Source organism: Yinghuangia soli (assembly GCF_021502675.1).
GTDB classification, from domain to species: Bacteria; Actinomycetota; Actinomycetes; order Streptomycetales; family Streptomycetaceae; genus Yinghuangia; species Yinghuangia soli.
In genome coordinates, this window is record NZ_JAKFHA010000022.1 from 41,140 (window position 1) to 54,727 (window position 13,588).

Consider the following 13,588-nt stretch of genomic DNA (forward strand, 5'->3'; position numbering starts at 1 on the left):
AGCGCTCCCGCGCCCCTTTGCACTACGTCCCATCTCGACTGCCGTGGTTGACATGTGACGTTGTGTCAGTGCCCGTCCCTACCGTGGATGCCACGAGTACTTCGCTCCAACGGAAGCTCAACGGATACGCAGCGGAAGGGGTGGACGACCATGTGGGTCTGCTGCCGTACGTGCCGTGCCCGAGGACCGGCGTGTGGCGATTGCGCGGTGCCCGAAATTCTGTCCGATAAATCGGACTTTTCGGATCAAAGTCATGACTCTCGGACGGCGGCGCCTGCCTGCCGACACGCTCTGACTCGGGTGGGAAATCCCACAAAACGGCGTTCCGGCACCGATACGGGTGATTCGCCCGTAGGGCGGAATTCCGGAATTGCCGGATGCCTCGAACTGGGTCCGGAAACCCTGGAGGCCATCGCGGCACTCGCCGCCGAAGGGCTCGGAAAACCCCTGCGCTACGAGCCTGACCTGCGCGAAGACCCGCCTCCGCGCAGCGTTCCGGAGGCCCGGACGCCGCCCGCGCCGGCCCCGGCGGCACGCCGGAAGCCGCCGCGAAAATATGAACAGATGGTCGCCCTCTGACCACGTTCCGTGCCTCCGGAAGCCTTAATCCGAGGCTTTCTCGTAAAACTTTGCGGATTGATTTGAACGGATCAAGGCCGGGTCACTAATGTCTCTGGCTGAGTGCCCGCGCGGACGACCGCCCAGCCAGGGTGGCGGCGGGGGCTCCCGCCGAATCCGGCGCGGCCCACGGGGGGCCGGTCCGGAACCGGGGACCCGGTTCCCTGGGGTGAATCGGTGCGGCATGCCGCACTGTAGGGCTTGCTTCCAGCCCGAACCCGTCAGCTCACCCGGTAGGCGGCCGGAGGAAGAACGGAGTTCGCCTGCGTGGCGTCCCATCGACGGCCCAAGAAGCCGAGCAAGGCGCGCGTCGGCGTCCTGACCGCCGCCGCGGCCACCGCGGTCGCGCTGTCGCCCGGCATGAGCCAGGCCGACCCCGCACCGTCCAAGGACCAGGTCAAGGCTCAGATCAACGAGCTGACCCACCAGGCCGAGGTGGCCACCGAGGAGATGAACGGCTTCCAGGAGAAGTCGGAGCAACTCCAGGGCCAGGTCGCCCAGATCCAGGAGCGGATCGCCAAGGAGCAGTCCGACCTCCTCGCGCTGCAGGGCACCATGGGCGCGATGGCCAGCGCCCAGTACCGCAGCGCCGGCATCGACCCGACGCTGCAGCTGCTGCTCTCCGAGCAGCCGGACGAGTACCTGCGCAAGGCGTCCGCCCTCGACCAGGTCACCTCGCACCAGGCCGAGTCCCTGGTCCAGATCCAGGCGAAGAAGCGCATCCTCGACCAGGAGCGCGCCGAGGCCTCGCAGAAGCTCGGCCAGCTCGAGGAGACGCGCAAGAACCTCTCGGCCAAGAAGGCCGAGGTCGAGGCGAAGCTGCAGAAGGCGCAGACCCTTCTCAACACCCTCACCAAGGCCGAGCGCGACGCGATCCTCGCGGACGACGGCCACGGCGAGTCGGCCACCGACCGCGCCTCGCGCGACGACACCCGCACGCCCACCTCGCCGAAGCCGTCGGCCAAGCCCGAGGTCGAGGCCCCGAAGGTCGACGTCCCGGTCTCCGGCCGGGCCGGTGCCGCGGTCGCGGCCGCCGCGGCCCAGATCGGCAAGCCGTACGTGTACGGCGCCACCGGTCCCAGCTCGTTCGACTGCTCGGGCCTCACCGGGTACGCCTGGAAGCAGGCCGGCGTCACGCTGCCGCGCACCTCGCAGTCCCAGGGCGGCGCCGGACGCAGCGTCCCGGTCTCCCAGATCCAGCCGGGCGACATCGTCATCTACTACAGCAGCGCCTCGCACGTCGGGATCTACGCCGGTGGCGGTCAGATAATCCACGCGCCGAAGCCCGGCACCAACGTGCGCTACGCCCCGCTGAACTCGATGCCGGTCAAGGACGTCCGCCGCATCTCCTAGGCAGCGCACCGCGCACGCCCCGGCCCTGCGCCACGCACACGGCCGGCCCGCCCCGGGCCGGCCTGCGCTCGGCGGGTGCCTCCGCGTGCGGTCTCGTACGATCAGTCCGTGGACGACCGGAGCCTGACGGCGCGACGGATCCCGCGGTGGTTCCTGGCACTCGTGGCGTTCTGCCTCGTGGTCGCCGCCGGAATCGCCCTGGGAAACCTCAGCCTGGGCGGCAGCGGATCGAGCCCCCCGCGCGCCGCTGCGAGCGGCACCCCGGAACCCGGGCAGGCCGCCGACCGGCCCGCGGGCACCGGCCGCCTGGACGTCACCCGCCACGACGAGATCGTCCGGCTGCTCGAACGCCGGGCCGCCGCGGTGCGGGACCGCGACCAGGCCGCCTACCTGGCCACCGTCGACCCGCAGGCCACCGCCTTCCGGGCGGTGCAGGCGGCCTCGTTCGGCAATGCCGCGCAGATCCCCTTCGCGTCCTGGGACTACGAGCTCGTCACCCCCGATGCATTCACTCTTCCGGCGGTACGCCGCGCCGAACTCGGCGGCACCGCCGTCTTCACCGCGCACGTGGACCTCGCGTACCGGATCGCCGGCCTCGACGCCGCCCCGCTGCGCAGCCCGCAGTTCCTCACCTTCGTGCAGCGCGACGGCGCCTGGTACATCGCCGCGGACGGCGACGGCGCGGCGGCCGGGCAGCCGAGTGCGGCCCAGGTCTGGGACCTCGGCCCGGTGACCGTGCTGCAGACCAGGTCCGGCATCATCCTCGGGGTCGGCGCGAACGCCGACCTGAGCGCGTACCAGAAGGACGTCGAGACCGCGGTCCCCGACGTCACCGCGGTCTGGGGCCCGGACTGGGCCGGCAAGACCGTCCTGGTGGTGCCCGCCGACCAGGAGCAGATGGCCGAGCTGCTCGGCGCCGAACCGCAGAAGTACGCGCGCATCGCCGCGGTCACCACCGGCGAGCGCGGCGCGGGCCCCGACGAGGCGGCCGCCGACCGGATCATCGTGAACCCCGAGGCGTTCCGCGAACTGGGCACGGTGGAGCGCCGGGTCGTGATGACCCACGAGATCGCCCACGTGGCCAGCCGGGCGGCCACCCGCAACTGGACGCCGACCTGGCTCTCCGAGGGCTTCGCCGACTACATCGGGTACCTGAACTCCGGGCAGACCATCCGCAGCGCGGCCCCCGAACTGCGCCGCGACGTGCGGGACGGCAAGGTGCCCGCGCAACTGCCGTCCGACGAGCAGTTCGAGACCACCCAGGACTCCCTCCCGCAGGCCTACGAGATGGGCTGGCTGGCCTGCCGCATGATCGCCGAGCAATGGGGCGGGACCAAGCTCGTCGACTTCTACCGCGCGGTCGGCGCCCCGCCGGCCGGCGGTGCCGGGCCGCCCGACCAGACGGCGCGGCTGGCCGAGGCGTTCACGTCGGTGCTCGGCACCACGCCCGCGGAATTCACCGCCAAGTGGGTCGCGTACGTGAAGGCCCAGGTGAAGTAGGCCGCCGCGGTCGGCCCCCGCACCCGGTGCGCCGTACGATCGCGGAGCCGGGCGATGGCCCGGCGTCGCCTGCCGCGGAGGGGGAGAAGGACCGATGAGCGGCCAGAAGGTGCTGGTGCTCTGCCTCGCGGTCACCGCGGTCGTGCTGCTGGCCGCGGTCGCCTTCACCACGCCGTGGCGGCCGCTGCCGGACGTGCCCGGCGGGGCGACCGCCCCGGACGCGGCCCGCGACTTCTCCGCGGCCGAGATCGCCCGCGGCCGGGCCCTCGCCGAACAGGCCCGCCCGCCGGTCTACCTCGCCATGGCGCTGTCCTTGGCGGTCACGCTGCTGCTCGGGCTCACCCCGCTCGGCGCGCGCCTGGTCACCGCGGTGGCCCGGCCGTTCGGCGGCGGCTGGGTGTGGCAGGTGCTGCTCGGCGGACTCGCGCTGCTGGTCGTCGGCCGGCTCGTCGCGCTGCCCTTCGACGCCCGGCTGGAGGTGGTCCGGCGCCGGCACGGCCTGTCCGTGCAGACCTGGCCGGGCTGGTGGCTGGACCTGGCCAAGGGCTTCGCGATGTCGTCGGGGCTGCTGCTCGCCGTCCTCGTCGCGTTCTTCGCCCTGCTGCGGCACTGGCCCCGGGCCGCCTGGCCGATCGCGGCCGGGGCCGGCGCGCTGCTCGTGGTGGCGATCTCGTTCCTCTACCCGCTGCTGGTCGAGCCGGCGTTCAACAAGTTCCACCCGATGCCGGACGGGCCGCTCCGCACCTCGCTCATGCAGCTGGCCGAGAAGGACGGCGTGCCGGTCGAGGACGTGCTGGTCGCCGACGCGTCGCGGCGCACGACCGCCTTGAACGCCTATGTCTCCGGCTTCGGTTCGACGCGCCGCATCGTCGTGTACGACACGACCGTGCAGACCGCGACCGCGCGCGAGATCGAGCTGATCACCGCGCACGAACTCGGCCACGCCAAGCGCAACGACGTCCTGCACGGCACCTTGATCGGCGCCGCCGGACTGGCCGCGGGCGTCTGCGCGGCCGGGCTGCTGGTGACCTGGCAGCCGCTGCTGCGCCGCGCGGGGGCGGACAGCGCGGCCGATCCGCGGGCGCTGGCACTGCTGATGGCCGTGGTCGCGGTGGTCGCCACGCTGTCCGGGCCGGCCCAGATGCTGATCAGCCGCCGCCTGGAGACCCGGGCGGACGTGCACGCTCTGGACCTGACCCGGGACCCCGAGGGGATGATCGCGATGCAGCGCCGGCTGGCGCTGGCCAACCGGTCCAACCTCACACCGAACCCGGTGCTGCACGTCCTGTTCGGGTCGCATCCGGCGACGGTGGACCGGATCGCGCTGGCGCGGGACTGGGCGCGGCTGCACGGGGAACCGGTGCCGGCCAGTCCGCGGCCGTGAACTCCGGTTCGCGCGAACCGTTCCACAGCCGCCGCGCGGACCAGACCGCCGCGGCGACCAGCAGGACGTTCCGGGCCGCGAGCACCGCGACCGCCTGCGGTTCGCTCGCCGCCAGCCAGCCGAACCACACCGGGAACTCCCAGGTGGTCAGCGGCACGGCGAGCAGGATCAGCACGGCGGCGGGCCGCTGCGTGGTCTCGCGCCGGGTCAGGCACACCGCGGCCAGGCCGATCAGCCACACCATGTACTGCGGGCTGAGCACCCGGCTGGTCACCACGAAGAGCAGCACCGCGGTGAGCGCCGCATCGGGCATCGTCGCGTGCGTCCAGCGCTGCGCCTGCCGCCGCCACAGCAGCAGCCACACCAGGTCGAGTGCGCTGGCCGCCAGGCAGATCCGGCCGGCCGCCGCGATGTGCGGGCCGAGGAACTCCATCGAGCCGTAGGTGAACCGGGCCTCGCCCGACCAGCCGTACGCGCGGGCGATGTGGAACGGCGTGGCCGCCACCGCCTCGATCTCGATGCCGCGGTCGCGCTGCGCGGTCACGAAGTCGAAGGCCCCCGGCAGCGCCGCGGCGAAGCCGAGCACCACGGCACCCGCACCGACCAGCGTCCACAGCGCCGCCTCGTACAGCCGGCGCCCGCGCGGCGCGCCGATCAGCAGCAGCACCGGCCACACCTTTATGGCCGCCGCGACGCCGGTCAGCACGCCGCTCACCCGGGGGCGGGCGGCGCACGACAGCGCGGCGACCGCGAGTGCGGTGACCAGCAGGTCGTACCGGGACAGGATCATCGGGCCGAGCACCGGCACCGCGGCCACCCACAGCATCGCGCCCAGCCGCGAGGGGCCGCGCAGCAGGAAGACCAGGGCGGCCAGGTCGGCCGCCAGCATCAGCGTGAAGAACGCGGTCGGGTAGGACAGCGGCAGCAGACCCGGGAGGAGCAACGCGCCCGCGGCGCCCGGCGGGTACTGCCACGTGACGTCGCCGATCGGGAAGGACCCGGCGCGCAGGATCTCGTACCAGCCGAAGTACGTGTACCGGACGTCGTCGGTGACGATCGGGTACGGGTTGTACAGCACGCCGAGCGTCACCAGGAACAGCCAAGCGCGCGAGACCGCCCACGCGGCGGCGATGCTCCAGCGGGATTCGCGGCTCATGCTCTCCTCGTCGCTGCCCGGTCGCACCTGCCGCCCTTCGGCCGTCGTGCGCGCCACCATAACGTCTGAAATCATCGGGACCCGATGAACAGCGAACAGACCGGCCGCGCGCCGACGACCAGGACCCTGATCGTCACCAACGACTTCCCGCCGCGTCCCGGGGGCATCCAGTCGTTCGTCCATTCGATGGCACTGCGGCTGCCGTCGGACAGCGTGGTCGTGTACACGTCCTCGTGGAAGGACAACGCGGAAGTCCGCGTGTTCGACCGCGAACAGCCGTTCCCCGTGGTGCGCGACGCGACCAAGATGATGGTCCCCAACCCCTGGGTGTTCCGCCGGGCGAAGGAGATCGCGCAGGCCGAGAAATGCGATGCGGTGTGGTTCGGCGCCGCCGCGCCGCTCGGCCTGATGGGCGTCGGGCTCCGCGAGGCCGGCGTCACCCGATTGGTGGCCACCACCCACGGGCACGAGGCGGGCTGGGCCCAACTCCCGGTCTCGCGCGGCCTGATGCGCCGGATCGGCGACAGCGTCGACACCGTCACCTATCTGGGCGAGTACACCCGCTCGAAGATCGCTCCGGTGCTGAGTCCGCAAGCGGCCGCGCGCATGGTGCAGTTGCCGCCCGGCGTCGACGAGTCCGTCTTCCGGCCCGGCGTCGGCGGCGACGAAGTGCGGGCCCGGCACGGGCTCTCCGACCGGCCGGTCGCGGTGTGCGTATCGCGCCTGGTGAAGCGCAAGGGCCAGGACACGCTGATCCGCGCGATGCCGGAGATCCTGCGCCGCGTCCCGGACGCCGCGCTGCTCGTCGTGGGCGGCGGCCCGTACCGCGGCGACCTGGAGAAGCTGGTGGACCAGGTCGGGGTACGCCGGTCGGTGGTCTTCACCGGCCCCGTCCCGTGGGCCGAACTCCCCGCGCACCACGAGGCCGGCGACGTCTTCGCGATGCCCTGCCGCACCCGGCGCAAGGGCCTGGACGTGGAGGGCCTGGGCATCGTCTACCTGGAGGCGTCCGCAGTCGGCCGCCCGGTGGTGGCCGGGAACTCCGGCGGTGCCCCCGACGCGGTGCTCGACGGCGAGACCGGCTACGTGGTGGACGGCCGCTCGCCCGCGCAGACCGCGGACCGGGTCGCCGAGCTCCTGCTCGACCCGGTCAAGGCCAAGGCGATGGGCGAGCGCGGCCGCCGCTGGGTCGAGGAGTCCTGGCGCTGGGACCTGCTGGCGGAACGGCTGAGGGGACTGCTCGGCTACCGCGCCGAAGGCGCGTGAACCGGTCAGCCCCCTCGGGAGCGTTCCGAGCCGCCGGCCGGCTCCGCGGGCACCCGCGGAGCCGGCCGGTCCGGCGTCACTTCGTGTAGATGGTCTCCACGTCCGCCGCGAAGTCCTTGAGCACCAGGTTGCGCTTGAGCTTCATGGACGGCGTGAGGTGGCCGCTCTCCTCGGTGAAGTTGATGGTGAGGATGCGGAACTTCTTGACGCCCTCGGCCTTCGAGACCGCCTTGTTGCCCTCGTCCACCGCCTCCTGGACCGCGGCCAGCAGGTCCGCGTCGTCCAGCAGGTCGGCGACCTCGGCGTCGGCCGGCTTGCCGTTCAGCTCCTTCCAGCGCGGGAAGGTCTCCGGGTCGATGGTGACCAGCGCGGCCACGAACGGCCGGGCGTCGCCCACCACCATGCACTCGCTGATCAGCGAGTGCGCGCGGATGCGGTCCTCGATCACCGCGGGGGCGACGTTCTTGCCGCCCGCGGTCACCAGGATCTCCTTCTTGCGGCCGGTCACCGACAGGTAGCCCTCGTCGCTGAGCTCGCCCAGGTCGCCGGTGCGGAACCAGCCGTCCTCGAACGCCTCTTCGGTGGCCACGTCGTTGTGCCAGTAGCCGGAGAAGATGTTGACGCCCTTGAGCAGGATCTCGCCGTCGTCCGCGATACGCACCGCGGAGGACGGGATCGGGCGGCCGACGCTGCCGATGCGCACCGCGTTCGGCGGGTTCAGCGTGGTGGCCGCGGTCGACTCGGTCAGGCCGTAGCCCTCCAGGATGGTCAGCCCGATGCCGCGGTAGAAGTGCCCGAGCCGGGTGCCCAGCGGGGCGCCGCCGGAGACCGAGTACTTGCAGCGGCCGCCGAGCGCGGCGCGCAGCTTGCCGTACACCAGCTTGTCGAACATCGCGTGCTTGACGCGCAGACCGAAGCCCGGGCCGCCGGCGTCCAGCGCCTCGCTGTACGCGATCGCGGTGTCCGCGGCCTTCTTGAAGATCTTGCCCTTGCCGTCCGCCTCGGCCTTGGCCGTCGCGGAGTTGTAGACCTTCTCGAACACGCGCGGCACGGCCAGCACGAAGGTCGGCTTGAACTCGGCCAGTTCGCCGGTCAGCTGCTTGATGTCCGGACAGTGGCCGGTGCGCACCCGGGCCTGCATGCAGATCACGTGCAGCTCGCGGCCGAGCACGTGGGCCAGCGGCAGGAACAGCAGGCAGGACGGGTTCTCGACGCTGAAGAGGTCCTCGAGCTGCTCGATGAGGTTGGTGGACGCGCCGTAGAAGTTGCGATGCGTCAGCACGCAGCCCTTGGGGCGGCCGGTGGTGCCGGAGGTGTAGATGAGCGTCGCGGTCGACTCCCCGGTGAGCTCCGCGCAGCGGGCGTCGACCGCGTCGTCGCCGAGCCCGGCACCGGCCTCGGCCAGCGCAGCCTCGACCCCGGGGGTGTCGCCCTCGTCCATACGCCACACGTGCGCGAGCTCGGGGAGGTTGCCGCGGATGCCGGCCACCATCGCCTCGTGCCCGGCGGACTCCACGATGCACGCCTTCGCACCGGAGTCGGCCAGGATCCAGGACACCTGCTCGGCCGAGGAGGTCTCGTAGATCGGCACGGTGACCGCGCCCGCCGACCAGATCGCGAAGTCCAGCAGGCACCACTCGTAGCGGGTCCGGGACATGAGGCCGACCCGGTCGCCCGGGCCGATGCCGGACGCGATCAGGCCCTTGGCCGCCGCGTACACCTCGGCCTTGAACTGCACGGAGGACACGTCGGTCCAGCGGCCCCCCACCTTGCGGGAGAGAACGGGGGTGTCCGGGGCCTCGGTGGCGTTGGTCCTGATGATGTCGGTCAGGTTGCCTGCCGCAGGTACCTCGGCCACGGCCGGGACGCTGAACTCGCGCACGGACTGCTCCTTGATGGCGTTGCCAGTGGTCGGGCGAACGTTACTAGCCGGTAAGGTCCGAGTGACAGGGGTTGTGACAATCCTGTGCCCTGGCTCACCTCGGGCTCTGCCGCATCGTTTCGCCGCACCCGTACCTTCGAGAGTATGCGAACCGGCGCCGGACACGGCGGCGGCGGGCGCCGGTACGCTGCGGACATGCGGGTCCATGTGGTGAGCGATGTACACGGCGAGGCGGGGGCGCTGGCCCGGGCGGGGGACGGTGCCGATGCACTCGTGTGCCTCGGCGATCTCATCCTTTTCATCGACTACCACGACCTGACGCAGGGGATCTTCCCCGAGCTCTTCGGCCTCGACAACGCCGTGCACCTGGTCGGCCTGCGCAATGCCAAGCGCTTCGCCGAGGCCCGCGACTTCTCCCGCTCGCTGTGGGCCTCGCTCGGCACCGATCCGCAGGCCGCCATAGAGAAGGCGGTGCGGCGGCAGTACGCCGAGCTGTTCGCGGCCTTCCCGGACCCCACCTATCTGACGTACGGCAACGTCGACCTGCCCGCGCTCTGGAAGGACTACGCGCGCGACGGCGTCACCGTGCTCGACGGCGCCACCACCGAGATCGGCGGCCGCACCTTCGGCTTCGTCGGCGGCGGCCTCAAGACCCCCATGCACACCCCGTACGAGATCTCCGACGAGGAGTACGCCGCCAAGGTGGCCGCCCTGGGCAAGGTCGACGTGCTGTGCTCGCACATCCCGCCGGCCGTCCCCGAGCTCACCTACGACGTGGTGGCGCGCCGCTTCGAGCGCGGCAGCGAAGCCGTCCTCGATGCGATCCGCACCATGCAGCCGGACTACGCCCTGTTCGGGCACGTGCACCAGCCGCTCGCCCGGCGGATGCGCATCGGGCGGACCGAGTGCATCAACGTCGGGCACTTCCAGGCCACCGGACGCCCCTTCGCGCTGTCCTGGTGACCCTCGGGCGGCGCGGCGCGATAGCCTTCGCAAGGAACCGCAGCGTCCCCGCCCGGGGCGGCGCGCAGGGCTGAAGGCTTCCCGGAGGGCTGCTGACGATGGCGGAACGGACCAGATCGAGCATCACGATCGACGCCACGCCGGCCGAGGTCATGGCGGTCATCGCGGGGTTCTCCGAATACCCGGACTGGACCGGCGAGGTCAAAGAGGCCGAGGTCCTGGAGAAGGACGAGCAGCTCGGCCGCGGCACGCGCGTCCGCCTGGTGCTGGACGCCGGCGCGATCAAGGACGAGCACGTGCTCGCCTACACCTGGGACGGCGACCGCGAGGTGCGCTGGACGCTGGTGAGCAGCCAGATGCTCAAGTCGCTGGACGGTTCCTACAGCCTCCGGCCGCTGGGCACCGGCACCGAGGTCACCTACGAACTGCGCGTCGACGTCAAGATCCCGATGCTCGGGATGATCAAGCGCAAGGCCGAGAAGGTCATCATCGACCGCGCGCTGTCCGGCCTCAAGAAGCGGGTCGAGCAGCGCCCCGGCGCCGCGAAGAACGGCTGAGGGTTTGGCGTCCCGGCAGCCCCTGATCCGCCCGCGCCCGTGCGGGGCCCGCGCATGACCAGGGTCCTGCTGGTCACTGGCACGGGCGGCGCGGGGCGCACCACCGTCGCCGCGGCGACCGCGGCCGCCGCGGCCCGGGCCGGTACGCGCACCCTGCTGCTGGCCGCCGACGGCACCGCCGACGCGGAGACCGTGCTCGGCGTCGCGCTCGGCTCGGAACCGGTCGAGGTCGAGCCGCGGTTCTTCGCCGCCCGCGTCGCGGTGCGGGAGGAGTTCGAACGCGAGTTCCTGCTGGTCCAGGACCAGCTGCGCGGCGTGCTGGCGCTGATCGGGGTCGACCCGCTGGACCCCGAGGAGATCACCGCGGTCCCGGGCGCGGCCGACGCGCTCGCACTGCGCGTGCTGGCCCGGCACGCCGGCGCCGCCGAGGACCCGTCCGGCCCGGCCCCGCGACCGCTGTGGGACCTGATCGTGGTCGACCTCCCGCCCGTCGACCGCACCGCCCTGGCCCTCGCCCTCCCCGAGTCGCTGGCCCGCTACCTCGACCGGCTGCTGCCCGTCGAACGCCAGGCCGCCCGCGCGCTGCGCCCGGTGCTGGCCGCGGTGGCCGGCGTGCCGATGCCGGACGAATGGCTGTACGAGACGGCCCGGCGCGTGATCGGCGAACTCGACGCGGTGCGGGCCGTCCTCGACGCCCCCGGCACCAGCGTCCGGCTGGTCACCCGGTCCGGCGCGGTCGCGGCCGCCACCGACCGGCGGGCCGCCGCCGCCCTCGCGCTCTACGGGCGCCGGGTCGACGACGTGATCGTCAACGCCGTGCCGCACGGCGCCACGCTGCCGCGCGAGCGCGGGACTTCGCTGCGTGCGCTGTTCCCCGGCGCCGGGGTGGCCGCGGTGGGCGCGGCCGACGACGAACCGCTGGGCAGCGACGCGCTGGCCGAATTCGCGGAGAGCCTGCCGCCGGTGCCGGGCGTCGCGCTGCCCGGCGAGGCGTCCGACGCGCTCGGCGGGACCGAGTCGTACGGCCCGTTCGGCGTCGAGGCGGACGGCGAGCGCCTGGTCCTCGTCGTCCCGCTGCCCGGTGCCGAGCGCGGCGACCTGGACCTGCTGCGCCGCGGCGACGAACTCGTGGTGACCGTGGGGGCGCACCGCCGCCTCATCCCGCTGCCGTCCGCGCTGCGGCGCTGCACGATCGAAGGCGCCGGGCTGCGCGGCGGAATGCTGCGCGTCCGGTTCGTCCCGGATCCGGCCGTGTGGATGCGGACATGACGCGGCGCCCGCACCGCGGTCGGCCTGCAGAGTTCGCCCGAACACCCGCTCACCCGGGAGAATGCTGCAGGTGGAGCCTCCGATGAAGACGACCGACGGACCCGACGACCCCTGGACGGGCGTCGCGGACCCGATCCCGGGCGCGCGCACCGAGCCGGGCCCGGACGAATCCGGCGCCCGGGAGCATCCGCAGGACGGCGACCGGCGCGAGCCCGGCGAGCGGCTGGCCGAAGAGGCCCGCAAGCTGGCCGAGGCGGTCGTCGGGCAGTTGGGCGAGGTCCGCCAGCGCGTCGTGGAGCCGCTCCTCAGGAAGCACCCCGAAGCGGCCGCGCACCTGGGTGCGGCGGGCTTCGAACTGATGGCCGCGTACCGGTCGTTCGTGGCCGACAAGGAGCGCCGCTGGGCCTCGCGCGCGGCACCCGCGCAGCGCGTGGACCTGGACGCCCCGGACGACGAGCCCCGCGGCACCTGAGCCCCCGCGGCACCTGAGCCCCTGAGCCCCTGAGCATCTGAGCATCTGAGCAGCATCTCGGCACCTGAGCACCGGCCACCGAATCACCGAGGACGACACACCACATGGGACTGACGATCGGCGTCGACATCGGCGGCACCAAGATCCTGGCCGGCGTCGTGGACGCCGCGGGCGTGGTCCTCGACCGCGTGAAGGTGCCCACTCCCGGCGAGCCCGACGCGGTCGCCGAGGCGATCGGCGACGCCGTCCGGCACCTGTGCCAGGACCGCGAGGTCGAGGCCGTCGGCCTGGGCGCGGCCGGCTTCATCGCCGCGGACCGCGCCACCGTGATGTTCTCCGCGAACGTCTCGGCCTGGGTGGACGAGCCGCTGCGCGACCGCATCCAGGCGCTGACCGGGCTGCCGGTCGTGGTCGAGAACGACGCGAACGCGGCCGCCTGGGCCGAGGTCCGCTTCGGTGCGGGCGTCGGGCACGACGACGTGGTGTGCCTGACCGTCGGCACCGGCATCGGCGGCGCGATCGTGCAGGACGGCCGGCTGGTCCGCGGCCGGCACGGCATCGCGGGGGAGCCCGGCCACATGCGCGTCGTCCCGGACGGCCTGCCCTGCGGCTGCGGCAACTACGGCTGCTGGGAGCAGTACGCGAGCGGCAACGCGCTCACCCGGTTCGCCCGCGAGCGGGCGGCCGGCGAACCGCACGCCGCCGAGAAGCTCCTCGCGTTCGGCGACGGCACCCCCGAGGGCATCCGCGGCCCGCACGTCACACAGGCCGCGCGGCTGGGCGACCCGGTCGCGCTGGCCGCGTTCACCGACATCGGCGAATGGCTCGGCCAGGGCATGGCCGACCTCGCCGCGCTGCTGGACCCGAGCGCATTCGTGCTGGGCGGCGGCGTCTCCGAGGCCGGCGACCTGCTGCTGCAGCCCACGCTGGCCGCGTACCAGCGCGTCCTCACCCGCGGCCACCGCCCGGGCGCGGAGGTGCTGGTCGCGAAGCTGGGCCCGGAGGCGGGACTCGTGGGGGCGGCCGACCTGGCCCGCTGCTGAGCCGCGGGCGTCCGGTCGGACCGCGCTGCCGCGACGTTGGTCCGCGTCCCGCCAAGGCCTTTGGTCCTTCCGGGCGTTCGCCATGCCCGGAGAGCCTGTTTCGAGTCGTCCATGTCGACTTTGGG

General features: G+C 72.9%; 10 protein-coding genes, 1 pseudogene and 1 riboswitch. Of the genes and pseudogenes, 9 read left to right on the forward strand and 2 right to left on the reverse strand.

Going from position 1 to position 13,588, the window contains the following annotated elements; all coding sequences use genetic code 11:
- The first annotated feature begins 717 nt into the window (after window positions 1-717).
- Window positions 718-873, forward strand: a riboswitch (cyclic di-AMP (ydaO/yuaA leader).
- A gap of 12 nt (window positions 874-885) precedes the next feature.
- From LZ495_RS29015 to LZ495_RS29025, 3 genes and pseudogenes are all read left to right on the forward strand, one after another.
- Complete coding sequence (locus LZ495_RS29015; protein WP_235055899.1) at window positions 886-1,971, forward strand: C40 family peptidase; 1,086 nt, start codon at window positions 886-888, stop codon at window positions 1,969-1,971.
- Window positions 1,972-2,079: 108 nt separating this feature from the next.
- Window positions 2,080-3,471 (forward strand): gluzincin family metallopeptidase, encoded by a 1,392-nt coding sequence (locus LZ495_RS29020; RefSeq protein ID WP_235055900.1) that lies wholly within the window; start codon window positions 2,080-2,082, stop codon window positions 3,469-3,471.
- 301 nt (window positions 3,472-3,772) lie between these two features.
- Window positions 3,773-4,750, forward strand: a pseudogene (locus tag LZ495_RS29025) (M48 family metallopeptidase); the annotation flags it as partial.
- On the opposite strand, the gene LZ495_RS45390 reads toward LZ495_RS29025, so the two are convergent.
- Window positions 4,731-6,086: a glycosyltransferase 87 family protein gene (locus LZ495_RS45390; RefSeq protein ID WP_372498658.1), complete on the reverse strand. Its 1,356-nt coding sequence runs from the start codon at window positions 6,084-6,086 to the stop codon at window positions 4,731-4,733. The pseudogene LZ495_RS29025 and the gene LZ495_RS45390 overlap by 20 nt on opposite strands.
- Window positions 6,087-6,095: 9 nt before the next feature.
- Here LZ495_RS45390 and LZ495_RS29035 point away from each other — a divergent pair, with 9 nt between their 5' ends.
- Window positions 6,096-7,277: a glycosyltransferase family 4 protein gene (locus LZ495_RS29035; protein ID WP_235055902.1), complete on the forward strand. Its 1,182-nt coding sequence runs from the start codon at window positions 6,096-6,098 to the stop codon at window positions 7,275-7,277.
- Window positions 7,278-7,353: 76 nt separating this feature from the next.
- On the opposite strand, the gene LZ495_RS29040 is transcribed toward LZ495_RS29035, so the two are convergent.
- Window positions 7,354-9,159, reverse strand: coding sequence for an AMP-dependent synthetase/ligase (locus LZ495_RS29040; RefSeq protein ID WP_235055903.1), 1,806 nt, complete (start codon window positions 9,157-9,159; stop codon window positions 7,354-7,356).
- A gap of 195 nt (window positions 9,160-9,354) precedes the next feature.
- Between LZ495_RS29040 and LZ495_RS29045 the strand changes: the two genes are divergently transcribed.
- The 5 genes from LZ495_RS29045 to LZ495_RS29065 all read left to right on the forward strand — a co-directional run bounded on the left by LZ495_RS29045 (window position 9,355) and on the right by LZ495_RS29065 (window position 13,463).
- Window positions 9,355-10,122 carry a metallophosphoesterase family protein gene (locus LZ495_RS29045; protein WP_235055904.1) on the forward strand — a complete coding sequence of 256 codons (768 nt, stop codon included), beginning with the start codon at window positions 9,355-9,357 and terminating at the stop codon, window positions 10,120-10,122.
- 98 nt (window positions 10,123-10,220) lie between these two features.
- Window positions 10,221-10,679, forward strand: a complete 459-nt coding sequence (locus LZ495_RS29050) for an SRPBCC family protein (protein WP_235055905.1) — start codon at window positions 10,221-10,223, stop codon at window positions 10,677-10,679.
- Window positions 10,680-10,733: 54 nt separating this feature from the next.
- Window positions 10,734-11,948, forward strand: coding sequence for an ArsA family ATPase (locus LZ495_RS29055; protein ID WP_235055906.1), 1,215 nt, complete (start codon window positions 10,734-10,736; stop codon window positions 11,946-11,948).
- Window positions 11,949-12,030: 82 nt separating this feature from the next.
- Window positions 12,031-12,420, forward strand: a complete 390-nt coding sequence (locus LZ495_RS29060) for a DUF5304 family protein (RefSeq protein WP_235055907.1) — start codon at window positions 12,031-12,033, stop codon at window positions 12,418-12,420.
- A 104-nt stretch (window positions 12,421-12,524) separates the two neighbouring features.
- Window positions 12,525-13,463 carry an ROK family glucokinase gene (locus LZ495_RS29065; protein ID WP_235055908.1) on the forward strand — a complete coding sequence of 313 codons (939 nt, stop codon included), beginning with the start codon at window positions 12,525-12,527 and terminating at the stop codon, window positions 13,461-13,463.
- The last annotated feature ends 125 nt before the right edge of the window (window positions 13,464-13,588 follow it).